This window comes from Hallella mizrahii (assembly GCF_009695775.1).
GTDB classification, from domain to species: Bacteria; Bacteroidota; Bacteroidia; order Bacteroidales; family Bacteroidaceae; genus Prevotella; species Prevotella mizrahii.
The window spans coordinates 14,188-39,903 of sequence record NZ_VUNG01000015.1 but is presented as its reverse complement, the minus strand read 5'-3'; the positions used below and the strand labels follow the sequence as shown (position 1 = coordinate 39,903).

Sequence of the window (25,716 nt, the reverse complement as noted above, 5' to 3'; positions counted from 1 at the left end):
TGAATTGAAGAAATAACAAATCGGGGTGCTGCCTTTTAGCAGCACCCCGATTTGTTATGCTGGATCCATTTATCTTTTAGCTTCTTGGCTCCGTGCACTCGTTGACGAGATACACGATGCTCATGTAAGGGATGCCGGCATGGGCCTCCAGTCCGATCTCGCACGTCCGGCTGTTGGAATAACCGCGCTCGATATGATGCTCCGCTATCTGCCCGTGGAGCGAGCGCAAAGCCCAGTCATTGAGTTCCGGACGAGAGAAACCACGGTCACCGGCAAAGCCGCAACAGCCGATACCTTCGGGCACAAAGACGTTGTCGGTGCACATGCGTGCCACTTTTAACATTGTGTCACTGAGTCCCATCTCACGCGTGGAGCATGTCAGGTGAATGGCTACCGACCGGTGAGTAGGATGGAACGTGAGCCTGTCTTTAAGAAATGTGAGGATAAACTCCGCGGGCTCGTAGAGCTTGACACGGGTGACCATCTTCTTCAGTCGATGGAGACAAGGACTCTGGTCACAGAGCACCGGCCATCGTCCGCCCTCACTGGCCTCGAAGAGGGCCTGCTCGGTCTCAGCAGTCTTTCGGTCAGCAATATCTGTCATGCCCTTGCTTTCCCAGATCTGTCCACAGCAGAGGTTCTTCATATTCTTCGGGAAGATCACCTCGTAGCCGGCTTTGTGCAGCAGGGCGCACGTTTCTTTGACAAGCGGTCGCTTGACGGGAGCACCTTTCGTCAGTCCCATGGTCTGATTGATACAACTCGGCAGATAGACCACCTTCAGCTCAGACGGTTGCTGGTTAAGCATTGCCTGGGACGGGTTACGGATGGCACCCGGCATAGCCGTGGACCACTGCGGGATACCGAGCTGATGAAGTCCACCGCACACTTTCTTCATAGTCGCCGTACCGAGCACGTTCCTACCTAACGAGGCCGCTGTGAGCGCGCCACGCACCACATCTTTCATGGCACCGAGATGGTTGGCACCTATTTGCCCGATAGCCCGTTGCTCCGGATGCTGGTCCATGAAGAGTTGACGCAGCAGATGCGTGAGATCGCCCGTGTTGATCTTCATCGGGCAGGAGGTAGCGCAAAGGCCATCTGTGGCACACGTCTGTTCACCGAGATAGCGATAGGCTTTCTCCATCTCCGCGAGCCGTTTCGGATCCTCACCGGTCTGCCTGAGGCGAAGCATCTCCCGCTGAGAGGCGATACGCATCCTTGAGGAGAGCGTGAAGCCACACGACAGGCAGTTGATCTCACAGAATCCACATTCTATACAGCGGTTTGCTTTCTCAGCGCCTTGCCACATCTCGTCCATCGTTGAAGCCGCCAAATGGTTGTCTCCCTCTTCCTGACGTAGCTTGAGATCGTAGTGAAGTACGGGCAACGGCTTGAGATGCTCGATGAAACAGTCGGGATCATCATTGAAGATGACACCTGGGTTGAGGATATTGTCGGGGTCGAAGATACGCTTCAACTGCTTCATCACGCCATAGGCTTTCTCGCCCCACTCATACTTGACAAACGGTGCCATATTGCGGCCGGTTCCATGCTCTGCTTTTAAGGAACCGTCGTATTTGCCCACGACGAGCTTCACCACGTCCTCCATCATGCTGCGGTAGCGCTCCACCTCTTCCTTTGTGGCGAAACTCTGATTAAGGATGAAGTGATAATTTCCCTCAAAGGCATGGCCATAGATGCAGGCATCCTTGTATCCGTGGCGTGCGATGAGCTGCTGCAAATCCACAGTAGCATGCGGAAGGTCCTGGATATGGAACGCCACATCCTCGATAAGACAGGAAGAACCGACTGGCCGTTGGCCACCCACAGCAGGGAAGATACCGGAGCGGATAGACCAGTACTTTCCATAGACCTTCGGGTCATCGGTAAAGGCGGGCTCGCCATAGAGTTTAAATCTCGAGAGCGTATCCATGACCTCCTGAATATTTGCCTTCAGTCCTTCCGGCGTCAGGGCCTTGGTCTCGGTGAGGACAGCCGTGAGATTGTGGTAGTCGCCTTTGGCTACGCCGTCAATACGACCTGCATCCACATCCTTCTTATAGTTCAGATAGACGGGGTCGTCGACACTCTGCAACGACAGATAGTCGAGCATCTCCGCACTCTTTACCTTGAGATTCTCATAGGTCATCGCCATGTCGTCCTCGTCGGCTTTCAACTGTTTCAAAGCGACGATGGCCTTGCAGCTCTCCTCCATGGTCTGGAAATAAACCATAGCCGAAGCGCGGTAAGGATATTCGTGCAGCGTTCTAATGCGGACACCGGAGAGGAAGGCAAGCGTTCCCTCAGAACCCACTATACTGTGTGCAATGATGTCGAAGGGATCGTCGTAGTCGACAAGCGGCCGGATGTTGAGACCCGTGACGTTTTTGATGGAATACTTATACCTGATGCGCGCCGTGAGGTCAGCATCCTTCCGCACCTCATCACGCAGAGTCTCGATCTTCTTGATAAACTCGGGATGACTTTTCCGGAAAGCCTCACGGCTCTGCTCATCGCCGGTATCGAGAATGGTGCCATCGGTAAGAATGAGGCGGGCACTGAGCAACATGTGATCGCTGTTGGCATGCACGCCACAGTTCATGCCCGAGGCGTTGTTGACCACGATGCCACCGACCATTGCACTGCCCACCGAGGCCGGGTCAGGCGGGAACACACGCCCATAAGGCTTCAAAATCTTGTTCACACGTCCTCCCGTGATACCGGGCTGAAGGGTGATGGCATTCTTGTCATCATCCAAGTGGAACTGCTCCCAACCTTTGCCTGCCACGATGAGTACAGAGTCAGTACAGCTCTGTCCGGAGAGTGACGTGCCGGCAGCGCGGAGGGTAAAAGGAATTGCGTATTTCTTGCATGCCTTGAAGGCTGCCTGCACCTCCTGCTCGTTCTTTGTGCGGACGACGACTTGCGGGGTCATGCGATAGAAGCTGGCATCAGTACCCCAGGCATAAGTACGGAGGCTATCGGTGTATATCTGTCTCTCCGGAATAGCCTGCTTAACCTCGGAAAGAAACTGCTGCTTGATATATGGATCCATCATAATAACGTGACTTGTCTACTTCTGCAAAGGTAACTAATATTAGCAGCATTAACAAATAATAATCGTTATATTTTATAGGCTATTCGGGAAAAACAATAACGGATTCGTCACACAGACACTCCAAAAGGACATAGATGTAATATCGCAGCCCCATGCCGCGGTCGTAACGCACTAAATTGATCCGTGCGAAGACCTGCGTCATGGGGCTGTCACGATTCTTCTACTTTAAAAGGAATTATTCTACTTTGAAGGTGAAGTCAGCCTGAAAGATATTGGAATAGTATACTTCACATTGACGGGTTTCCCTTTCTGCTTGCCCGGTGTCCACGCCGGCATACTGCTTACCACGCGCAACGCCTCCTGAGCCAAGGCTTCCTTGGCTTCAGCCTCTTTCTTCTGATTTTCAGCAACATCAACGGCAGTCTCTTTCTTCTCGCCCGAAGCGGGATTCGTCTCTACGGCCACACTCTTGGTGCCATTGTTGACAACCTTAGGATCAGCAATGGAGCCGTCGGACTTGACAATAAAGCTGACGATGACACGCCCCTGCACATGACATTCCTGCGCTACAAGGGGATAATGGACATTCTGAGAAAGATACTGCATCATAGCCGTAGGTCCTCCATTGAACCGAGGCATTTCTTCGACAACTTCAAAGCCGCTTCTTTCCTCCCCTTCTACTGACGCTGCTTTCTTCGTTGTCACTACAATCACTCCATTGACCCCTTTCTTTCCGTACTGAGCCGTGTGAGCTTTGTCTTTATAGACGCTTATAGCCGAAATGGAAGAAGGGTCGAGACCCTCTAATGAGGAATAAGGTATCTCTTTACCGTCGACGACAACCAGGAGATCCTTGAGTTTAGTCGAGTCTTTCTGGGCGACTTCCTGCTCTACAATATCCTCTACCGAAGCTACCGGTACGTTTGTGGAGGCAGAACGCTGAACAGCAGCCGGCTGGGAAACAGACGGAGCAGTGCTGTCGGCAACCTTATAGTCGGTAACAGTCTTGGCCGTGGCACAAAGCGAGACGGCAACAATGGGAAGTACATACATGGCTTTGAGCCAGGAATATCGGTTTTGCTTATGAGTATTCATCATAGTAATGCGTTGTTTTAGGGTACTGTGATTGAAACCATTGACCACAGAGTACCCTGCCGCAGCCATGGCTTTTCTTACCAATAGATATTGATACTGGCGCGCTTCGACGCCACTTGAGAGAACCGCCGCATCAGCCTCATACTCGTGGATGGCGCGCAGATCTGAACGCAGCATCCATATAGCAGGATTGAACCACTGAAACGACGAGAGAACATCAACGAGCAGCACATCCCAAGAATGATGCCGGCGGATGTGCTCACGCTCGTGCATGAGGATGGCACTGTCGGGATGGGCGTAGTCGCTACGCGGCACCACGATAAAGTGCATCCAGGAGAATGGGGACACTTCCCCATCGGCCACGGCAATGACAGAGCCGTCGGCCTGCCGGTGCTTCTCGCATCGGCCAATAAGTATGCATACCTTCGATATCGAGAGAATTGTATATAATAATGTAAAAAAGACGCCTGACCAGTAGACAATTGGCAACGTGATATGCCACCAGGGCGTGGACGGAACCACGGACGCGCCGCCACCACCGACGACAGCCGTCTCTACTGTGGGCAGTGATGACAGTACCTCGGTGTGATGGATGGTGATGACACACAGAGGCAAGACAAAAGAAGCCAAAGCTGTGCCCAACAGCACCAAACGGTTGAGCTGATGGAAACTGTCACGAGACAGCAACAAACGGTAGAACATATAGAACACCGCTATCAATACCGCTACACGGAGATTATAATACAGAAAATCCATCATATATTCATTTTGGTTACTTGCCTTGCTCTATCTGCTCTATCAACTCACGAAGGTCGTCGACAGTAATCTTCTTTTCCTTGACAAAGGCACTCACAGCCGAAAGATAAGAGTCGTCAAAATAGTTCTTGATCACGCCGGCAAGGGTACTCTTGCCGTAGGCTTCTTCCGTGATGGCTGCCTGATAGCGATAACTGTTGCCCACAGCCTCGTGATTGACGTAGCCGTTGCTCTCCAAGATGCGTACCTGTGTGGAGACGGTATTGAAATGGGGTTTGGGCTCTGGATACAACTTCAGCATGTCCTTGACGAACATGGGACCATGCTGCCACAGCATATCCATAATTTCCTTTTCCTTTGCCGTTAGCTTTTTCATAATTGTATCGCTTTAATGTTTACAATGACAAAGTAACGAAAAAATATAGTTCGGTACAACTAATCGTTTTAGTTATTAGCCTTTATTAGCTCTTTCAACCCTATTTTAACAGCGTTTAAGGAGCATCAACTACAAAACAGTTCTACGAACCTATGGCGCATCGGACGTTCTCCATGGGTTCATGGCGAGAGGAAGTAGAAATTCTCTGAATGCTGTTTGAAGTGAAAGAGTAATTCCAATCCTCACCCCCAACCACAGCCTCCCCCCCAACCCCTCTCCTCTTGGAGAGGGGTTGGGGGGGAGGCTGTTATTTTTTTGCGTAGTTTTTTCTTCCCATCCGAATTAATGTCGTAATCACTTTAAAAAACAATAGCAAAATGAAAAAGATTCTACTCCTCGCAGATCGCAACCTTCAATACGACATATGGTGTCAAAGATCCCACGCACATTCCTTTATGATTTCCTCCAATATTGGGAAAAACGATAGGAGCCTGCCTTTAATATCTTAGACTTAGTCCCCGGCATGATCAGCGTAGCAGAGATGCCTTTAGGAATAGTCAGACAATAGATAACCTTATTCCCCTTTATCTCCCAACTGCTCTCTATCCGCCCATAGGCAGTGTTGTACCAACCTTTGGCGTAAGTAAGTTTTCCGGTAGAGTCTGCTTCCGGAGCCCATATAAAATGTTTAAAACCGGGATGATGGGGACTACGCTGTATGCCAAGAGAATGTGCCATCAGCCAATACCCAACAGCGCCAAAACTATAATGGTTGAAGGAATTCATGCGGTTGTTGCCGCCAAAGCCGTCTTCACTTGTATATGAATTGAGTCTTTCCCATATTGTGGTGGCTCCCTGAGTGACAGGATAAAGCCATGAAGGATACTGTCGTTGCGTAAGTAAACGATAAGCTTCGTCGGTATGTCCGCTGAGACTCAAGGCCCGGCTGATCCAACTTGTCCCGATGAACCCCGTCAAGAGAGAGTGCGGAGGGGCGGAGCGACCGTTGTCCATGCGGTTCTCGCGATTCATCACGCTAAGCAGATTGTCGGCGAGTCGAGAACGAAGGGATAGTGGAACAATGTCAAAAGCCAAGGGCAGCGCATAGCTCACCTCTGTGTCAACGAGGCTGCCCCTCTTCTCACCCATGAAGGCCGAGGCAATGGTACGTCCCGTTGTCTTGTCGAGATAAGTTTCGCAGAAGAAACGTCGCCGTTCACTGGCCGTTTTACCATATGTTGCAGCATCAAAAGTGTAGTTCAGTACCCTTGCCGCTTGCGCCATGATGTCGAGACAATGGATATAGTAGGCCTCCCATATCAGGCTCTTATCGTCTTGGGCGTAGACAGGACTCAGCCAGTCGGAAAGGTCTCCCCACGCATGTTCTTGAACCAACAGCCCTGTCTTAGCATCGAAGTAATGCGTCCGCACATATTCCATATATCCGTGCATGGCAGGGTAATGCTGCCGTAGGGTAAGAGTATCAGCCCACTGTTGATACATCTCCCATGGCACAGTGATGCTCGCTGATCCCCACAAGAACCCACCGAAGCCACCACCCAACGGAGCGATGTCGGGCATTCGTCCGTTATCATGTTGCACGTCACGCATTGATTGCAGGTAGCGCCGTAGCAGAGCCTGAGCATTCGTCAGATAGACAAGAGTCGGCGAGAACACAGAGAGATCGCCGGCCCATCCCAAACGCTCGTTTCGCTGTGGACAATCTGTAGGGATGCTGAGAAGGTTACCACGTGTGGACCATAATATATTTCTCCACAGATGATTGACGAGACTGTCAGAACACTCATAGTGTGCCTGTATGCAATGAGCAGAGCTGAGCACTACACCTTGTACCTGCTCTAAAGCCAGGGGGGTGTCTACACCTGTTATCTCCATATAGCGGAAGCCATGCGTGGTATAGCGTGGAGCAAAAGTTTCTTCCTTTCCTCCACGGGCAATGTAGATGTCTTGAGCCATGGCAGCACGAATGTTTTCGAGCATGAGCATTCCTTGCTTTCCGCTATATTCTGGCAAATTGGGGTAAAGAACTTCGGCATATCTTACCTTGACACGTTGTCCAGGCTTGAGGTTGTGGAAACATAGCCGCGGCACACCTACCATATTCTGCCCCATGTCGTAGACATAGACACCGCGACGCGGCTCCGTCATACCGATCGCCGTCAGCGTTGCGATGCTGTCTACGCTATCGTCGCTGCTGGTTTCCATGTATTGAAGCTGGCTATAGTCGTCGGGGGCAGGGCCATTGCCCCACCCTTCGTGACTGACATGTCCTTTTATTCCTATGACTTCACAGGGTTCCCACTCTTCCTCACCATTTTCTTTGCGAGCATCGTACACCTCACCCTGGAATAGGCTACCATAGACGACCGGCGACTGACTGGTATACTTCCAATCTTGCGGACCACTGACAAAGGTCTGTTTATGTCCATCATCATAGAGAATATCCAGCTGACACTTCATCGACATACGGTCACCGAAGTAGTTCCAGTTCTGTCCCTCGTAGGTTGCAGCTCCCATCCACCAGCCTTCGGCAAGCTGCACGTCCAGTTGATTGTTACCCTGGCGAAGGTCTTCCGTCACGTCATAACTTTGATAAGGCTGTGTGCGGTTGTACTGAGTGTAGCCTGGACAGAGATAGCTGTTGTTGACAGCTTTTCCATTCAGCTTCACGTCATAAATGCCGCGGGCCGTGATGCGAAGTTCTGCCTTCTTCACCGCGCCACGTGCGTTGAAATAACCTCTGAGGAGAGGCATGGAGTGCCTGCTGGGATCAATGATACGTGTCAAGCCGTCGTAAGTACCCTCGAGTTCTTTTATTCGGGCGATCCTACCGTAAGGTGAACGATAGTTGCCGACAGCGAACTCTCTGACCTCCGCTTTCTGACCTTCGCCCACAGCAAACCCCACCTTTCCAAGAACAGGGAAGGCAATGAAGTCGCCCCCGCGCCCAAGTGGATTCAGGTTGATAGTTCCCACGCTCACGGAGTCGACATATATCTTGCTGTCGCCAAGGCAAGAGGCGATGACAATGTGGTGAAAGCCGCGGGTGGCAGAAGTCGATTGCCTCGGAACCGGGAAGACTGCCAAAGGCTGCGCGTCATCGTCTGCAGGTGCATAGCCTTTACGATAAACGTTAACGGTGGCCGAGTCACCGATTTGCCGATAGACAAGTTTAACCCAGGTTTGCCCTTTCTCGTGACTCACCTCAAACGGATTCATGTCGGCAGACAATAGTCGTTCATCGTCCGCGCCCCACACGATGGAGGCTTCATCAGCATGGACGCCTAATCTGAACTGTATACTCAGTCTGAAAGCCGCCAGATAAGGGCTGTAAAGACATTGGTCATCATCGGAAGAGCCTATCCACTGGGCATCGGATGCCCAGCGAAAGGCTTGTGCTTGAAGGGTGAAAATAAATCCCAATAGGGACATTATCAATATTCTACGCATATATCAATTAGAAATAAGGAGTAAGTGCTTTCTCATCATCTGCACCATCGTGCGTTCTTTGTTTATTCTTTTGTAAACTTACGCAATTTATTTGGATTCTGCAACAAAGCAAGCGAATAAATGGTTCAGGTGCAAAATGAAAAAGATGCTACTTCTCGCAGATCACAACCTTCAATACTATATGGTGTCAAAGGTAAGACCCCTGGCTATGTCCACTTCTTTACTTACATGCCCGGGACCAACAAGTTTTTGTACACTTGGTGATTCCATCTTCTCATATCACTCCACCTCCCATTCATCCACGGTGTGCTTGTCTGCATCGAAGCGGATGCCGACCTTCACCACCCGCCGGCCGTCGGTGAGATAAGGCTTGGCATAGCCGCGAGCGTTGATTTGGTCAAGTGCATGGCGTGCCGTGTCGCCCACCTTCAGCTCCATGACGTAGATGGTGTCGGGCATGAAGATGACCATATCCACGCGGCCGCCCGCTACCTTCACCTGCGTGCGCACATAGACATTGAGCATGGAGAAGATCAGATAAAAGGTGTACTCGTAGAAGCCTTCCTTTGTCTTGGCCTCAGCGAGTTTCTGCTTAAAGCCCTCGACGTAGGGGATGCCGGCGAGGTAAGCCTGCATGTGGTTCATGGCAAGATTGATGTCGCCCAGCTTCAAGGCTCTCCAGAATTTTAAGGCAAAGCCTACTTGCACGTCACCGCTGTTCAAGCCTGTATAGGTGGGCAGCAAACCATTGACATAGCCTACGCGCACTTCCTGATTGGGAATGGACAAGAAGTAGGTCTCGCCTTCTGGATCGTAGTCCTTGATGGTGAGATATCCGCTCTGATAGAGTAACGGCAGAGCATCCTTCATGTTCTCTGTGGGCTGGTCGAAGGCCGATTCTGGCACATCGAGCGAATCGAGCGAGGTGATGTCTGTATGAAAATGCTGCATCTGCTTGATGAGGAATGTTGGCGTGCCGGAGGCAAACCAGTAGTTCTTCAGCAATCGGTCGCCTAAGGCGTTGAGCAGACTGAAAGGATTGAAAACGGCCTCAGCACCACCGGCAAAATGATAGCCGTCGTATTTGAACTTGATCTTGGCGTACATCTGCTCCGGTGTCAGTTTGAAGTCCTTAGCCATTTCGCAGATGTCCTCTTTGAAAACAGTCTGCACCTCATGTTCGGTAAATCCGCAGATGGTGGCAAACTTTGGCAGCAAGGACACATTCTTTAAGTTGTTGAGGGTGGAGGAGATGCTTAGTTGCGAAAACTTCGTGATGCCCGTGATGAAACAGAACTTAAGGTACTGTTCGTTAGCCTTGAGTGGCACATAGAACTCCTGCATGACCTTGCGCATGGCGTCAAGCGTGGTCTGGTCATGGAGCACGTCAAGTAAAGGGGCATCGTACTCGTCGATGATCACTGCCACCTGTTTGCCCGTTTTCTCCTGTGCCCGATGGATGAGGCCGGTGAGCAGCTTGCCCGGCGTGGTCTCATCGCTCTCGCGCCCAAAAACTTTTGCTAATGGTCCCATCATCCACATCAGCGTCTCGCGAAGTTCTTCTGCACTGTCCTGTCCTTTGGCAACGCTGAGGTCGAGATGTAGCACTGGATACTGCGTCCATTCCTTCTCAAGCTCCATGATCTTCAAGCCCTCAAACACCTCACGGTCGCCTTTGAAATACGATTCCAAAGTCGACGTGAGCAGCGACTTGCCAAAGCGGCGGGGACGGCTCATGAAAATAAATTTTGCATAATGTACCAGTTGCCATACCAAGTCGGTCTTATCAACGTAGATATAGCCTCCGTTTATGATTTTCGAGAAGGTCTGAATGCCTACCGGATATTTTCTCATCATCTGCTCCATAGCGCGTTCATTCTTTATTCTTTTGCAAACTTACGCAATTTATTTGGATTCTGCAACAATGCGAGCGAATAAATGCTGAGTATAAGGCCATAAGGAGGAAGGATGAAAGGAGCCAAGGCAAGCCTATAAAACTCTTAACAAAACCTCGTCAACATTTCCAGTCATTCTAGAGGGAAGCGTGAGGTGAAAGGAAAAGTCTATAGATGGCAGTCTGCCATTGATGGCCACTTCCAAACTATCGGAACCAGCGTATTGACCCAATAAATTACAAGGGACAAGAGGTGCTAACATGAAAGATTATGGATTTATTTCGGCAGAATCATTAGCTACTTCTTCTGCAAACGCATCTAAGAACTCTGATGGCATCATTACTCTTACCTCTCCATCTTTGGGGAAATCTTTCACATTCCTTGTAACAATAACGTTGCAACCAGCAGAACACGCGGAACAATATTGCAGATTATCTTCAAAGTCCTTGTCATCCATCATAAATGCCCTTGCGAGTTCTTCTTCATCCATTGGTGCTGTGTTCAGGAAGTCATGAAACAGTTTTAGCTTCTTCAAAGCTTCAGATTTTCCCAATTCCTTTCTTCCTATGTACAAAGCATTAACAAAAGAAAGAGCTGTAGCATACAATGTTATCGCCCCGCTATCAGCTAACTGAAAAATATTAGAGCTTTGCGCTAAGAACTTCTTACGTCCGAGCAGGACGTCTATCATAATATTAGTATCAATGAATACTTTATCCATTACCATATTTTCTTTCAAGACTATCCATACGTGCTTTTCTACCATTTATATCATCTTCCGCCTCCTTACTTACATGTCCGGAGCCAATAAGACTCTGCACTCTTGGTGAAAGCTCATCAAAAGACTTAAGCTTAAATTTCTTTGAAGAGTGCTTGTCACGGTTAATGGTATTTATGATGATATTTTCAACGAATGATTCAAGACTTACGTTATGCATTTTCGCATAGCGCATCGCCTCTTGATATATACTGTCTCTTAAGTTCACTATACCTGTAGCCATTGTTTCTACCTCCTATCAATATATTAATTATTCTCTATTGCAAAGATAGATTATTATTTTGAAAGTAGCAAGTTTTTGGGTCTATTTTCTAAACATAGCCGTGCGTATTCTATTATTCTATCTTTCATTTGACGGCACTTGTAACAACCAACTTCTTTTCCTTTTCATTTCACGCTCCCGCTCTCTAAGTCTAATTCACCTATGCGTCAGAACAAAACTCTTAACAAAACTCTGTCAACATTTTCCGTCATTCTAGAGAGGAACATGAGTTGAAAATCAGGAAAAACAAGGATGATGACACCAAAAATCGGCCGTTGCAAAGAAAAAACAGTGAGTTGACTTGGTCAAAAAGGCCTTTTCATGCGATCGAAAAGGTGAGATGACCGAGTCAAACTACCGAGATGACCAAAAATTCTCTAGAGAATTTTTGGTCAAAGTACCTTTTTGACAAAGAGTAAAAAACGCGATTTTTCATATCTTATTATATTTCAGCGCTTTATAAAAACATCTCAAAATTCGCAAAAATCGAAGAGAAAGACTGCTTGCTCGAAAAAAACGCCTTCTCAGTGCACGTTTATTGTCAGAAAAGCCAACAAACATGGAACTACGAGAATACGAAGGACACGAAGCTGCTACACAAAACAAAGGCTATGGTATACGTAACATCGAGACTTTATACGTTATATTAAAAAGAAAAAACGCATGAAACATACCGTTCTTTATCTTATCCTTCTGTCAATGCTGCAGTTTCCACTCAGCTCTTCAGCCAAAGCCACAGCAAAAGGAAATGCTGACCTTGCCCGATGGGAAGCAAACACCAAGCACTATCTCGAGAAACACTTATAAGGGCGATCCACACGATGCCTTCTGGTATTTCGATCGCGAGATGGCCGAGATGACGATGGCACGCTATCGCGAGAGTAGAGGTAAGCGCCGCCAATATGTTGGTGTCTGCCAAAATGGAAAGCTGCTGCCGTTGAACAGCAAAGTACAGTGCGGTATGCTCGCCCAATGGATACCAGACGCCGACGGCATCACGTTTCATCTGCAAGCAGCCTATTCTGACAGCACACACGTGAAGCGGACTGACGACCACGCCGCCAACCGGCCTCATATAGAAGTCATCAGCGGACCCGTGGAAAAGATTGATGACAACACATTCCGTATCACCAACTATGAGGCAGGATGGGACAAGCCCCGACGTTCCTTCTCGGTGTTGCTGGTTGCCGTCGGTGAACCCGACAAGCAATACCGCGGTTGCGTGCAACCCGTCATGCTGCAACTGCCCCATGACATCATGGACCGGTTGAAATGAGACAACGGCATACTGCCTTAGCCCTCCACGTCATCAAAAACGCAGAAAAGGCATAACTTGTTGTTGTTATCGCACACAGCCACTTGATATAGATTAAGAAAGACGGGGAAAAAGATACTTCTTTCAGAAAATATTCGAGGGTTCGAAGTATTCGTCGTACCTTTGCAGTGTCAAAAGATTAATAGATTGTTTAGGTTAGTAATAGATTTAGGTTTTTAGTTATTAGGTTTAAGATTGTAATCAGTAAGGTATTAGTAAAAGGTAAAGAACAAAGATTGTAGGATAACCAAAGAGAGCGAATCGTCGCTCTACATTGAAAATTACAAATTTCAGATACGAGACAGCTTGGAAGTGATTCCAGGCTGTCTTTTTTTTATAAGTATCCTCCAAGGTTCTTTCGTACTCTATTAAGGGCATATCGTTACCACTTTCTACGCGGAGGCTACACAATATCATGGAATGGCCATACGTTAAGTGAGTAAGCAAACGACTTCTGCAAGTTATCCTGTTTGATAAGAAACCCAAAAAGACAGACCAATGAAAAAGAAATCTCTTTTCCTCGCACTCCTGTTATGTGCCGGCATGGGACAGCTCCCAGCCTCAGCACAATACCACTCCAAGGTCTGGGATCCGGACTTGGGCAACGGCATGTATAAAAATCCCGTGCTCTTTGCCGACTATAGTGATCCTGACGCCATCGCTGTCGGCGAAGACTATTATCTGACGGCGAGCAGTTTTAACTGTATTCCCGGACTGCCCATCCTTCATTCCAAGGATCTCGTGAACTGGGAGATCATCGGTCATGCGCTCAACCGGCAACAGCCCGACTCGCTCTTCGGCAAGCCTCAGCACGGCAAAGGCGTATGGGCACCGTCGATCCGCTACCACAAAGGTGAATACTTCATTTACTGGGGTGATCCCGACCAGGGCATCATGCGCGTGAGTGCCCGGCAGCCTCAGGGGCCTTGGGGCCAACCGGAATGTGTCATTGCAGGGAAAGGCATGATAGACTCCTGCCCCCTGTGGGACGATGACGGGCACTGCTATCTCGTCAACGGCTGGGCAGGCAGCAGAGCTGGATTCAACAGCGTGCTCACGATGTGGGAACTTTCCGCCGACGGCAGTCACGCCATCAGCGCGCCACGCATCGTATACGATGGTGGACAGCTCAACCATACCACAGAGGGTCCAAAACTCTACAAACACAACGGATGGTACTGGATTCTCTGCCCTGCCGGTGGCGTAGAGCACGGCTGGCAACTGGCCATGCGAGCACGGTCGCCCTTCGGACCTTATGAGGCACGAACGGTAATGCGACAGGGGTACACCAACATCAACGGCCCTCACCAGGGAGCATGGGTGCATACGGCACTGGGCGAGGGCTGGTTTCTCCACTTCAACGACCGCAACGCCTATGGACGGGTCGTCTATTTGCAACCGATGGCATGGAAAGGAGGGTGGCCGGTGATCGGCAACGACAAGGACGGTGACGGATGCGGAGAGCCCTACGCTACCTACCGCAAACCCAAGAGCAACTCCAAGACAAGGGTCAATCCACAGGAAACCGATGAGTTCAACACTGGGGAACTCGGACTGCAATGGCAATGGCAGGCCAACTACAACCCATTGTGGGGTATGCCGACAGCCAATGGTACCATGAGACTCTACAATGCCGACGAACAGCCGGGCACCGGTCTATGGCAAGCTGGCAACCTGCTTTTGCAAAAGCTGCCAGCACCTACGCTCACCGCGACGGCAAAGATGCGCGTCACGGCCAAAAGCGACGGGCAGTATGGTGGCGTCGTGGTCATGGGCATGAACTATCAGGCTCTTGTATGCCGACGGAAGGGAAACAAGTTTGAACTGCTGCAAATCAACTGCAAGGATGCTGACCGACAAGGGAAAGAGACGGAGAAGATTCTGGCTACCTTGGAGCCTACCGAAGTAGACACCATCCCCTACTCACCCGCCATTCATGAAGACATCTATCTACGAATCCGCATTGACAAGGGTCAAGCCCGATTCTCGTACAGTCTTGACAACAAGCACTACCACTCTGCAGGAGACAGTTTCTCACTCAGAAAAGGCAAGTGGATCGGTGCTAAGATGGGTCTCGTCAGCATGCGACCCGGCACCACAGGCAACCGCGGATGGGTGGATGCGGACTGGTTCAGAGTGGAATAACATTTTCTGACTTCATCACATCTTTGGTTGGATGAAATGTCATCATTGATTATCAGTTAGTTATAAGCTTATTACAGCAATTGATGGTGACGCAATTACGAATTATGGAATGATATCCCTCCTTAACAGCCCGGCAGACAGTCAATGTCTTTGTCCTAACTCATATTGCCTTGCCATCTCCAAATGATACGAAAAAAGAAAATCATGTACAGGCTTACGCTCCATGAGAAGCTCTGAGTCTCAACCAGCGGGATAGCCTTACGAGCAAGCTCGACGGCTATCCCGCTGGTTGAGACTCACCCCTTTCGGGGTCAAAGCCTGTACATGAAGAAAATTGCCAAGGCATAAAATTGCGCATAGCGCATAAAATAAAGCGGCACAAGAGTTCGCTGGTAAGAAAAACATAAAACCGAGGTTATGAATGATTTCATTTCCTATAGCCTTTCTCCTAAACTTCGGCACATGGCCCCAAGCACAGATTGAGCATTATTATTACCACGACGATATCATCAGGGCTTTCTAAAATAAATGTGAGCGGATTTAGGGGGCACTGAATATTTTATGCGCTCTGCGCAATTTTACGCGATAGCGATTTTCGTCACGGGCAGGCTTTGTCCCCCGTTGGGGGTGGTGCTGAGGTGATGGGGGCAGCCGACGAGCTTGCTCGTAAGGGCTGTCCCCATCACCTCAGCACCATAGCTCCATGGGGAGCTAAAGTCTGTACGTGACTATTTTCCAAAAACTTATTCTCGATTCAGGGTGACGCATTGACGAAGTCAGGTGGAATAACATTTTCCTCACGCTGAGTCGAAAAGTACTTAACGCAAAGAGGGTTGACAACATAGATGTTCCGCATCTATGTTATTAACCCTTTCTAATATAGTCAAATGTATTTGCAGATTGAATTCTTTGCATTAGAGATGTTTCTTCTTCCCTTGAATGTAATTACTTCCCTTCCCCCGCGGAGAAGGGTAAGGGGAGAGTCTGCAGGGTAAAGGATTGAGACGGACTCATCCTACCATCTTGAACAGACTGCCCATCGGGCAGACGAAGCGGCAGTAGGGGCGCATGACAATGGCGGAGAGAAGGGCAAAGACCAAGGCAATGGCAATGACCAACCAAGAGGCGGACTCCACCATAAACGCGGAGAACGGCTCGTAGTTGACCCAATCAAACCACAGTCCTGTCCACAAGCATATCATAAGAGCACCCCACAACACCTTGCGGAAAGTGTCGAGACGCCTGATGGTCTTGCCACTGATCTTCACCTTGTAGTGAACGGTCTTGCCCATCAACTCCTGCAAACTTCCGTAGGGACAGACATGATTGCAGTAGTAGTTCTTCTTACCGAACATTGGGTAGATGAAAGCTATGACGAGCAGCACACAAGGCAACAGCAAGGAGACAACGTTCATGCCATTGGACATATAGCCAATAATCGCACTATAGGACACCATCGTGCCGCACCAAAAGCCCAGCACGACAATATTGAGTACTTGCTGCACCATGCGATAGCGGCGGTTCTTGACAAAGAGCGGAACGATAGCAGCCATCAGTGCCACAATGAGTCCTGCGATATTCTTCGCACTGAAATCGAACGGTATACTCGTCTGAGCCTTTGCACTGGCCTTATCGGCGTATTGCAGTCCGCGTTGCATATTGGCAATAATGGCCTTTGACGAATAAGTGGCTCCTGAAACGGCATCTACTTGTGTGGTCTCGGCTTCTTTCAGGCTCTTGCCCTTCCACTTATTGAACAATGTGCTCGCACGGCCAAAGAACTCCGGCGACTCGCCATTGGGCAAAGCCTTCACCTGGGAGATGACTCCTTTTTTGTCAATATAGATTTCCAAGGGCACCGCTCCGCCATAGCCAGAGATGTCTTTTCCCAGGTTGGTGGTGTTGATGACCATGGTGCCATCGGACTCTATGCGCAGGGTGTCGTTCTTCACGGAAGTCTCTGCCTTCTGTTTGGCTCGGAAATCATGTCCCAGCAACTTGCCGTCACGACGAAGGGAGACGGCAGCCACCATCAGCAAACAAACAATAAGACTAAGAATTTGTGACAGTTTCTTCTTCATTACTTCTCTCTTTTTATGGCCGCAAAGTTAGTCAATAAAAACAGAATATCGGTAAAAAAAAACATCTTTTAGCAGTACATTCCACAGCAACTGTTTCGCTATATGCTCAGGAGAAGCCCTATGCCTTGACGAACTTCATCACAAGACTCTGGCTCTTGAGCAAGTAGATGCCCGTGGAGAGACGACTCACGTCAACAGACAGAATAGGACTGTCGACCGTACGGGTGCCAAGGCAATTGCCCATCAAGTCATAAAGGGAATAGGTAGAGCCAAGCGTCAGCCCTTCTACACGCATTTTGGTGGTTTGTACGCCACTGACAGAAAGGATGCGTGCCTTGTCCACACATTCGTGACACGCAAGACTGATCATCACGTCGGCCAGTCGCCCACGCATCACGGTGTTGTCATTCCACCGCAGCGACATTGTGTTTCCTTCCATCTCTATAGACGTCACATGCTTACCCACCTCAAAGCCATTGACCTTGACAAAAGGCCTTTTCGCTTCGAGACTCCCCACTGCCATCAACAAACAAACGACAGCGACAGCAATTCTCCTCATGATGTCCATAGGCTTAGTTCTAAGAGATGTCCATATCAATTGCAAATATAACCGTTTTTCCTCTACGTTGTTATTTTGACCTAAAGGAATTAATTATTATTAAGATTCTTCCTTTTTTCTCTTTCTAATCGGAAAAAGACATGGCTTTTTTCCCCCCTTATTTTTTGTTCATTCCAATCTTTCTCACTACTTTTGCGAAATAGTTACCTACAACACTATAGCAGGCAGCCCTCCATATTTTCCCTTTCACTAAAAAGCATCCGTTTACACCAACAACAAGACAGAAACATGAGGAAATTATACCACACACTTATCATCGTAGCATCATTGTCGTTCTACAGCTTTGCGCTGTATGCCCAGGCCCCAGGTGGCAATTACTATCAGAATGCTGACGGAAAGAAAGGCCAAGCACTGAAGACCGCTCTCTTCCACATCATTGCCAACCACACCGCCGTGTCATATAAAGACATTTGGGCAGCCTACGAAACCACAGATATGCGCGACGACGGTTATGTCTACGACATCTATTCCAACGTCACTAACTACCGCTACAAGACTGACCAGGCTGGCAACTACAAAAAAGAGGGAGATGTCTACAACCGCGAACATACCATGCCTAAGAGTTGGTTCAACGACGCCACGCCAATGTATACCGACCTTTTCCACATCATGCCCAGCGACGGATACGTCAACAGCAAGCGCAGCAACTACCCCTTTGGCGAGACCAAGGGTGAAAATTACAAAAGCCAAAATGACTACAGCAAACTCGGAACGTGTACTACCACGGGATATTCAGGTATTGTCTTTGAGCCCAACGATGAGTATAAGGGTGACCTGGCCCGTAACTATTTCTATATGGCCACAGCCTATGAAGACAAGATCGGCTCATGGAACTCCAACACCGGCGGGGCAGGCACGAACATCTTCTCCGGCAACAGCTACACCGCGTACGTTGACTGGCAGCTTGACATGCTACTGCGATGGGCGGAAAAAGACCCGGTGAGCGAGAAGGAGACAAAGCCCAATAATGCTGTCTTCGCCATCCAACACAACCGCAACCCATACATCGACTATCCCGGACTGGAGCAATATGTCTGGGGCGGCATGACTGATGTAGCCTTTTCGTACGACCACTACGACACAAATATCCGGTGGAGAGAAACCAATACCACTGCCATCAGGCAGGTACAAGCCACCAATGGGATATGGATTACCATCTATGCCCTCGACGGCCATGTGGTACTGAGCCACACGCGCATGGAAGAAGCCATGAAGCAATTGCCACGCGGCATCTACATTGCCAACAAGCGCAAGTTCGTCGTGTGGTAATTCATCATTCAACATTCAACATTGTTATCGCTCCTTCTTGCTTGGTTCCGTCCATAAGTATTCTCAGAGGACGCTTGAAGCGGACGTGACGCACATACTGTGTTTCCTCCACGGCAGGCATGGCATCGAGAAGATCCTTGCGCACCATCCCACCCTGATCCGCACTCTGGTTGGTGTCGATCGTGAAATAGCCCACGCCAAACGAGGTGAGATTCTGGAAGAAATGAGTACCCTGGCTGGGATCCACACGATAGTTTTTCAGTGCCACCTCCACGATCACCTTGGCCGCAGAGATATGCGGCCACTTCACAGGCACGCCGAGCCACGGGTCGCTGGAGCCCCACCGTCCGGGACCAATAAGCACATAGCCACGCCCCTCATCGATCATCTGCCGGTTGATGCGCTCTATATCAGCGGCCACAGCCGGATTGTTCATCGCCGTGAAATGGTTGTCGTATTTCACGTAGACCACGTCACTTACATCGTCGACGATACCGTGACCCAGTGAGCGATGGCTGCGCAACAGGCATTCATCATCGGGCAATGCCGCCACATCCTCCACGAGTGTTTGCTTACTGTCGACGATGGGGCGTATCTGCAACAGGTAGAAGTCGCCCGTGCGGTCAGCGTTGAGATTGCAGGCAAATTCTATCTCCACAGGGCGCCGCATGGCCTCAGCACCATACCGCATCGACATCTGCATGATTTCGGGCAGGGGAAACACATCCTGCTGGAGTACGCCGCAAAACGAGATTACCTTGCGCCCGCCCTCATAGACACCGTCGCGGATGATTTGATCATAGGGGTCGTAGGTCGACGCGATATATCGCAGCGTACCGTCCTTCTCGGCTTCCTTGACACGCAGGTTGAGGATATTGAATCCGTCGTCCACCTTGAAGTCACTGCCAACATCCCGTTTCATATCAAGTGCATAAAAACGCGTCTGGGTCTCGCGAAGTGCTGTCTCCATCTCGGAAAGTTGCATGATCTGATGGGGATGCCAGGGCGAGACTCGCAAGGTCTGCCCGCCGTCGACGATATACTTGCCCAAGCCGAGAGCCAGCGAGGCTATACCTTCCTCGGCTTTCTCCTCACCCACTGGATAATAGTTGAGCGAGCGGAGTACACCCGACATGGTGGGATAGTAGCGGTCGCCGTGGTTCTGTCCTACTACCTCCTGCAACACCACGGCCATCTTCTCTTGGTCAATGACATTAGAGGTCGCGGTCATGTAAGCTTTAGAGTCGCGGTAATAAACCGAAGCATATACACTCTTAATGGCAGCGGCCAGCATACGCAGCATCTCGTACTTGTCGTCGAGGTTAGGTATCATATAGGTGGAGTAGATACCGGCAAAAGGCTGGTAGTGGCTATCCTCAAGCAAAGAGCTGGAGCGGATGGCGATAGGGCTGTGCGTAGCCTCAAAAAAGGTGAAGAAGTCGGCAATATAGCTGTCAGGCAACTGCGCCTCGAGGAAGTGGTGAAGGATGACTTCGTCGGGCGCGTCACTGAGGGCGATGTCATAGAGATTGTTTTGTTCCATGAACTGATCGAAGACATCGGTGCAGAGTACCACCGTCTTGGGTATCTGTACGGTAGCCCCACCGAAACGGTTGAAGTCGGGATGGGTCTTGATGATGTTGTCGAGAAAGGCCAGACCACGTCCTTTGCCACCAAGCGAGCCGTCGCCGATGCGTGCAAAGTGGGCGTAGCGGTCGAACTTGCCACGGTCGAAGACAGCTACGACGCCGAGGTTTTTCATGTGGCGATACTGTACGATGGCGTCGAAGATGATCTGTCGGTGAGCATCCACATCCTGAAGTTTATGCCACGTGACGTGCTTGAGGAAGTTGCTCACGGGGAAGATGGCACGGGCACAAAGCCAACGGCTGATATGATTGCGCGAGACATGGTAAAGCATGGAGTCGGCCGGTATCTTGAAGATGTTGTCTTGCAACTCCTTAAGGGTATGGATGCGCACAATCTCCTGATGGGTCTTCGGGTCGCGGAAAATGAAGTCACCAAAGCCCATATGCTCCTCCATGAGGTGGCGCAGGTCCACGCTGAGCATCTTGGAATTCTTGTCGACGAACTTAAAGCCTTCTCTTTCGGCCCGCTCACGGTTGGCCGACTCGGCGCTCTCCATGATAAGCGGCACATACTCGTCCTCGCGTCGGATGGCCTCCAAGAGCTTGAAACCAGCCTCAGGATCTTTCTCCTCCTTGTTGCCGCCCATAGCTCCCTGATGTTCGGGATGGGCATGGATGGGAAAGCGCACGTCGCTGATGACACCCAAGCAGTTGTCCTTGTATTTCTCATAGAGCTGTATGGCTTCATCATAGGTACGGGCAAGCAACACTTTTGGGCGGCCGCGCATACGCAGCGTGGCGGCATGGCGGTTGAGTGCCTCAGTGGCGAAGTTCTGACTCTGTTGCAGGATATAGTTGTAGAGGTTGGGCAGGATGCTGGAGTAGAAGCGTATGGAATCTTCTACAAGCAAGATCATCTGCACGCCGGCAGCCTGAATATCGTGGTCGATATTCATGCGGTCCTCGATGAGCTTGACAATGGAGAGGATAAGATTGGTGTTGCCCAACCAGCAAAAGACATAATCGAAGATGCTCAGGTCTTCGTTCTCCATACGCTTGCTGATGCCGTGAGAGAAAGGCGTGAGCACCACGCAGTGAATGTCGGGGAACTTCTGCTTGATGCTTCGTGCCACGGTGAAAGCATCGTTGTCGGCGTTGCCGGGCATACAGATGACAAGATCGATCTTTGTGGAATTGAGAATTTTCTCGGCTTCCTCGATGGTCGACACCTGGGTGAAGGTGGGCGGATAGCGCAGTCCGAGCTGCGCATACTCGTTATAGATCTTTTCCTCCACGCGCCCATCGTCTTCAAGCATGAAGGCGTCGTAAGGGTTGGCAACGATGAGCACATTATATATATGTCGCATCATCAGGTTGACAAAGGTCACATCCTTAAGGATGAACCGCGTCCACTCCTGTGGTATCTGTGTTGGCATAAGCTTTCGGTCTTTAGTCTACTGCAAACTTACGCAATTTTTCCGAGAAGAAGAAAAATCGCAAGTACAAAATGTTTTATTCGTTATTCTCCTTCGCCATCAAGTACGTTGCAAAGATCTTTGCGGCACACTCTACCTTTGCCGCACACGGACGGGTCTTGTAATACTCGGCGGTGCGGGGAGAGGCTACATAACTGGTCATCGTCTTATCATGGCCTTTCAGTCCTAACAGCTCAGCGCAGATAACAGATCCGTTCTGCTCCTTGAACTCTGCCAACAACCGCTGCACCACTTGATAGCAATGCGACTTGCCCATGCGGTCGCTGCCTTCAGCTTGTCCACAGTCCAGGCCTACCAGCATGACAATTCCCGACACGGCTCCGCACATCATTCGCAACCGCCCTACTCCACCGCCAAAACCGGCAGCCACACGCTTGGCCATCGTGTCGTCCAAGCCATAGAGGTCAGCAAAAGCTGCCACCACGCTCTGGCAACAGCCATAGCCCTGCATGAAGTTATCCACCGCACATTGCACACGAGCGTTCATTTCCTGCTCATCAATTTTCTTCTCCATACTGCGTATCTCTTACGTTGTTTTTATTTACAAAGTTACAATACTTCTACGATAACGACAGCAGCTTTAACCAGAGTTAACGCAAAATAGCAGCAACATAACTGCTCAGCTTAAAAGCCGGATATACCATCCAACAGACATAGACAGCAGTATCCTAAAAAATAAGGATTGCAAAGAAAAAAGAAAAGCCGTAACTTTGTACTACGAAAATAAACAGGGAGGCATTCCTGTCAACGAACTGCCTTCCCGTTAACACACTTTATCCAATGGACAAAGAATTGATAGAAAAGTACAACGTGTCTGTACCACGCTACACGAGTTATCCGCCCGCCAACTATTTCACGACTTTTGACCAGGAAATGTATTTGGAGGCAATAGCAGAAAGCAACCGGGCCCGACAGAACAACATTTCATTCTACATCCACATGCCATTCTGCCGACAGCTGTGCCACTATTGCGGCTGCAACTCGTATCCCATGCAGCGAGATGAGCAGGTGAATACATATATCGAAGCCCTGCATCACGAGATAGACCTTGTGGCCACACATATCGACAGCCACCGCAAGATCTCACAGATACACTATGGTGGCGGAAGTCCTACTGCCATGCCGGTGAAAGTGTTGCACGAGCTGAACGACCATTTGCTCTCCCTGTTCCCCACAATAGACAAACCCGAGATTGCCATCGAATGCCATCCTGGATACCTGTCGCACCGGGACTGGGAAGGACTGGTGAAGGCTGGCTTCAACCGCTTCAGCCTGGGCATACAAGACTTCGATGAGACGGTGCTGAAAGTGGTCAACCGGGTGCCTGCCATGCTGCCGATAGAAGAGATTATGGCTATCCTGCGGGAAGCCGGTGCCAACATCAACATGGACTTCCTCTTCGGTCTGCCCCGGCAAACCCCAGACAGTTTCAACCAGTCCATCGAACGGGCTGCAGCACTTCGTCCTGACCGTGTAACTACATTCAGCTACGGACATTGTCCCTGGATCTTCAAGCGTCAGTTCATTCTCGAAAAGGCTGGACTGCCCACACCGGAAGACAAGGCACTCATGTTCCAAAACGCTAAGCAGACTTTGCATGAGGCCGGATATGTCAGTGTGGGACTTGACCACTTCGTGCTCCCGGGCGACGAACTGGCCACAGCACTCACGGCTCATCAACTGCATCGCAACTTTCAAGGATACTGCACTCGCCGCACCACAGGTCAGGTCTACGCCTTCGGTGTCACAGGCATCAGCCAACTCGACACGGCCTACGCCCAAAACACGAAATCGATCGAGGAGTATGTGTCGACCATAGCTCAAGGACGGCTACCCGTAAGCAGGGGCTACAGGCTGTCGCATCAGGAGCGTGTGGTGCGCGAGGTCATCGAGATGCTGATGTGCAACTATCGCATTGATTGGAACGTGCTTGCCGCAGAGCTGAAGATGAATGCTGAAGAGATAAAGCAAACCGTACGCTACGACGAGGCAATACTGGCTGACATGCAGGCCGACGGCGTGCTACACTACACTGCCGACAGCATCGTCATGACCGGCGAGGGCAATCCTTTCGTGCGCAACGTGGCGGCAGCTCTCGACCCGCTGATGTCACACACTACAAAGAAATTCTCAAAACCAATATAGTATGCAACGAAATCGAGAGGTCATCGTCATTGGCGGTGGACTGACGGGACTGACCTGTGCCTGGCAACTAAAGAAAAATGGGCACGACGTGGAGATTCTGGAACGCGACAACCGCATTGGCGGACTCATGCAGACGGTAGAGGCCGACGGCTTCATCATGGAACAGGGGCCAAGTACGGGCACAGTGAAATATCCAGAGGTGGCCGAACTGTTCGACGACCTCCGCGGTCACTGCGAGACGGAAGAAGCAGCCGAGGCAAGCAAGTGCCGCCTTATCTGGAAGGGCTCTCGCTTCCACGCACTGCCGGCCGGCCCGCTGAGCGCACTGACGACACCTTTGTTCACAATGTCAGACAAGCTACGCATTCTCTTCGAACCGTTTCGCAAACGAGGCTCCAACCCCAACGAGACCATAGGAGAACTGGCCGAGCGACGCCTCGGGAAGTCGTTTGTTGACTATGCCGTAGACCCTTTTCTATCGGGAGTGTATGCCGGAGATCCCTACCGGCTGCCTACCCGACTGGCCCTGCCGAAACTCTATCAGCTCGAACAACGCTATGGCAGTTTCATACGGGGCTCGCTGGCTCTGGCCCGCAAACCAAAGACTGACAGGGAGCGACGCGCCACCAAGGCCGTGTTCTCGGTGAAAGGAGGTTTCGGTCAACTCATAGAAGCTTTAGGAACGTGCATCGGCACCGAACGTATCACCCTTGGATGCCACAACATACGTGTGGAGCCGATGGCAGGCAAATGGAAGGTCAGCTGGGGAACAAACGAGATCATTGCCAACCATGTGGTGACAACATGTCCTGCCTATGCGCTTCCGTCGCTACTGTCCTTTCTCCCGGACAAGCAGCTGAAGACACTCTCCAATCTCTACTACGCACCGGTAGTAGAAATCGCAGTAGGACTCCGCGACACCGGCGGCGTACAATGGAATGCCTTTGGCGGTTTGATACCTTCGTTGGAGCACAAAGATCTGCTCGGCATCCTCATGCCGTCGGCCTGCTTTACCGGCCGTGCACCACAGGGAGGCTCTCTTTTCGCTTGTTTCTTAGGGGGCGTTCGCCATCCGGAAATCATACAGAAGACCGATGAGGAACTGACCGAGATTGCCAATAAAGCCCTCCATGACATGCTGAAATTCCCAAAAGGCAAACAAGCAGACCTCATCCGCATCTTCCGACATCCGCATGCCATCCCCCAATACATGGAAAATACCGACGACCGTCTGACCGCCATTGATACTGTTCAAGCACAATATCCCACACTGCATATTGCCGGCAATATCAAGGATGGCATCGGCATGGGCGACAGAATCAAGCAAGCGGTCGATGTTGCCAACGCCATCTGCCAGAAATAG

Annotated in this window: 16 protein-coding genes; 5 read left to right on the top strand and 11 right to left on the bottom strand. The window is 50.2% G+C overall.

Annotated elements, in window-relative coordinates:
- Positions 1-76: 76 nt before the first annotated feature.
- The 7 genes from FYJ73_RS07300 to FYJ73_RS07270 all read right to left on the bottom strand — a co-directional run bounded on the left by FYJ73_RS07300 (position 77) and on the right by FYJ73_RS07270 (position 11,655).
- Positions 77-3,058: an FAD-binding and (Fe-S)-binding domain-containing protein gene (locus FYJ73_RS07300; RefSeq protein WP_154534090.1), complete on the bottom strand. Its 2,982-nt coding sequence runs from the start codon at positions 3,056-3,058 to the stop codon at positions 77-79.
- Between the two features lie 243 nt (positions 3,059-3,301).
- Entirely contained in the window at positions 3,302-4,915 is a 1,614-nt protein-coding gene (locus FYJ73_RS07295; protein WP_154534059.1) for an energy transducer TonB, read from the bottom strand.
- 13 nt (positions 4,916-4,928) lie between these two features.
- Entirely contained in the window at positions 4,929-5,288 is a 360-nt protein-coding gene (locus FYJ73_RS07290; RefSeq protein WP_154534058.1) for a BlaI/MecI/CopY family transcriptional regulator, read from the bottom strand.
- 453 nt (positions 5,289-5,741) lie between these two features.
- Positions 5,742-8,732 (bottom strand): alpha-L-rhamnosidase, encoded by a 2,991-nt coding sequence (locus FYJ73_RS07285; RefSeq protein WP_206081724.1) that lies wholly within the window; start codon positions 8,730-8,732, stop codon positions 5,742-5,744.
- A gap of 306 nt (positions 8,733-9,038) precedes the next feature.
- Positions 9,039-10,625, bottom strand: a complete 1,587-nt coding sequence (locus tag FYJ73_RS07280) for an ATP-binding protein (protein ID WP_154534056.1) — start codon at positions 10,623-10,625, stop codon at positions 9,039-9,041.
- Positions 10,626-10,922: 297 nt separating this feature from the next.
- Positions 10,923-11,375: a type II toxin-antitoxin system VapC family toxin gene (locus tag FYJ73_RS07275; protein ID WP_206081723.1), complete on the bottom strand. Its 453-nt coding sequence runs from the start codon at positions 11,373-11,375 to the stop codon at positions 10,923-10,925.
- Complete coding sequence (locus FYJ73_RS07270) at positions 11,368-11,655, bottom strand: hypothetical protein (protein ID WP_154534054.1); 288 nt, start codon at positions 11,653-11,655, stop codon at positions 11,368-11,370. The genes FYJ73_RS07275 and FYJ73_RS07270 overlap by 8 nt, the downstream gene beginning before the upstream one ends.
- Before the next feature lie 787 nt (positions 11,656-12,442).
- On the opposite strand from FYJ73_RS07270, the gene FYJ73_RS07265 reads away from it, so the two are divergent.
- Together FYJ73_RS07265 and FYJ73_RS07260 are read left to right on the top strand one after the other, a co-directional pair.
- Positions 12,443-12,970, top strand: a complete 528-nt coding sequence (locus tag FYJ73_RS07265; RefSeq protein ID WP_154534053.1) for a hypothetical protein — start codon at positions 12,443-12,445, stop codon at positions 12,968-12,970.
- Between the two features lie 537 nt (positions 12,971-13,507).
- Positions 13,508-15,154, top strand: coding sequence for a glycoside hydrolase family 43 protein (locus FYJ73_RS07260; RefSeq protein WP_154534052.1), 1,647 nt, complete (start codon positions 13,508-13,510; stop codon positions 15,152-15,154).
- A 1,010-nt stretch (positions 15,155-16,164) separates the two neighbouring features.
- On the opposite strand, the gene FYJ73_RS07255 is transcribed toward FYJ73_RS07260, so the two are convergent.
- Positions 16,165-17,235, bottom strand: coding sequence for an FMN-binding protein (locus tag FYJ73_RS07255; RefSeq protein ID WP_154534051.1), 1,071 nt, complete (start codon positions 17,233-17,235; stop codon positions 16,165-16,167).
- 118 nt (positions 17,236-17,353) lie between these two features.
- Positions 17,354-17,803, bottom strand: coding sequence for a T9SS type A sorting domain-containing protein (locus FYJ73_RS07250; RefSeq protein ID WP_154534050.1), 450 nt, complete (start codon positions 17,801-17,803; stop codon positions 17,354-17,356).
- 279 nt (positions 17,804-18,082) lie between these two features.
- On the opposite strand from FYJ73_RS07250, the gene FYJ73_RS07245 reads away from it, so the two are divergent.
- Entirely contained in the window at positions 18,083-19,123 is a 1,041-nt protein-coding gene (locus FYJ73_RS07245) for an endonuclease (protein WP_154534049.1), read from the top strand.
- 4 nt (positions 19,124-19,127) lie between these two features.
- Here FYJ73_RS07245 and FYJ73_RS07240 read toward each other — a convergent pair whose 3' ends face one another.
- Positions 19,128-22,148 carry a PEP/pyruvate-binding domain-containing protein gene (locus FYJ73_RS07240; protein WP_154534048.1) on the bottom strand — a complete coding sequence of 1,007 codons (3,021 nt, stop codon included), beginning with the start codon at positions 22,146-22,148 and terminating at the stop codon, positions 19,128-19,130.
- A gap of 76 nt (positions 22,149-22,224) precedes the next feature.
- A complete protein-coding gene (locus FYJ73_RS07235) occupies positions 22,225-22,695 on the bottom strand; it encodes a C-GCAxxG-C-C family protein (RefSeq protein WP_154534089.1) in 471 nt (156 codons plus the stop codon).
- A gap of 293 nt (positions 22,696-22,988) precedes the next feature.
- On the opposite strand from FYJ73_RS07235, the gene hemN reads away from it, so the two are divergent.
- Together hemN and hemG are read left to right on the top strand one after the other, a co-directional pair.
- Entirely contained in the window at positions 22,989-24,353 is a 1,365-nt protein-coding gene (gene hemN, locus FYJ73_RS07230; protein WP_154534047.1) for an oxygen-independent coproporphyrinogen III oxidase, read from the top strand.
- A gap of 1 nt (position 24,354) precedes the next feature.
- The gene (gene hemG / locus FYJ73_RS07225) at positions 24,355-25,716 is read left to right on the top strand and encodes a protoporphyrinogen oxidase (RefSeq protein WP_154534046.1); all 1,362 of its coding nucleotides are present in this window, start codon (positions 24,355-24,357) and stop codon (positions 25,714-25,716) included.

Excerpts from the sequence above, each read along its gene's own strand:
- FYJ73_RS07300 (WP_154534090.1), bottom strand. The coding sequence starts at position 3,058 with ATGGATCCATATATCAAGCAGCAGTTTCTTTCCGAGGTTAAGCAGGCT.
- FYJ73_RS07295 (WP_154534059.1), bottom strand. The coding sequence starts at position 4,915 with ATGATGGATTTTCTGTATTATAATCTCCGTGTAGCGGTATTGATAGCG.
- FYJ73_RS07290 (WP_154534058.1), bottom strand. The coding sequence starts at position 5,288 with ATGAAAAAGCTAACGGCAAAGGAAAAGGAAATTATGGATATGCTGTGG.
- FYJ73_RS07280 (WP_154534056.1), bottom strand. The coding sequence starts at position 10,625 with ATGGAGCAGATGATGAGAAAATATCCGGTAGGCATTCAGACCTTCTCG.
- FYJ73_RS07275 (WP_206081723.1), bottom strand. The coding sequence starts at position 11,375 with ATGGATAAAGTATTCATTGATACTAATATTATGATAGACGTCCTGCTC.
- FYJ73_RS07270 (WP_154534054.1), bottom strand. The coding sequence starts at position 11,655 with ATGGCTACAGGTATAGTGAACTTAAGAGACAGTATATATCAAGAGGCG.
- FYJ73_RS07265 (WP_154534053.1), top strand. The coding sequence starts at position 12,443 with ATGCTGACCTTGCCCGATGGGAAGCAAACACCAAGCACTATCTCGAGA.
- FYJ73_RS07260 (WP_154534052.1), top strand. The coding sequence starts at position 13,508 with ATGAAAAAGAAATCTCTTTTCCTCGCACTCCTGTTATGTGCCGGCATG.
- FYJ73_RS07255 (WP_154534051.1), bottom strand. The coding sequence starts at position 17,235 with ATGAAGAAGAAACTGTCACAAATTCTTAGTCTTATTGTTTGTTTGCTG.
- FYJ73_RS07250 (WP_154534050.1), bottom strand. The coding sequence starts at position 17,803 with ATGGACATCATGAGGAGAATTGCTGTCGCTGTCGTTTGTTTGTTGATG.
- FYJ73_RS07245 (WP_154534049.1), top strand. The coding sequence starts at position 18,083 with ATGAGGAAATTATACCACACACTTATCATCGTAGCATCATTGTCGTTC.
- FYJ73_RS07240 (WP_154534048.1), bottom strand. The coding sequence starts at position 22,148 with ATGCCAACACAGATACCACAGGAGTGGACGCGGTTCATCCTTAAGGAT.
- FYJ73_RS07235 (WP_154534089.1), bottom strand. The coding sequence starts at position 22,695 with ATGAACGCTCGTGTGCAATGTGCGGTGGATAACTTCATGCAGGGCTAT.
- hemN (WP_154534047.1), top strand. The coding sequence starts at position 22,989 with ATGGACAAAGAATTGATAGAAAAGTACAACGTGTCTGTACCACGCTAC.
- hemG (WP_154534046.1), top strand. The coding sequence starts at position 24,355 with ATGCAACGAAATCGAGAGGTCATCGTCATTGGCGGTGGACTGACGGGA.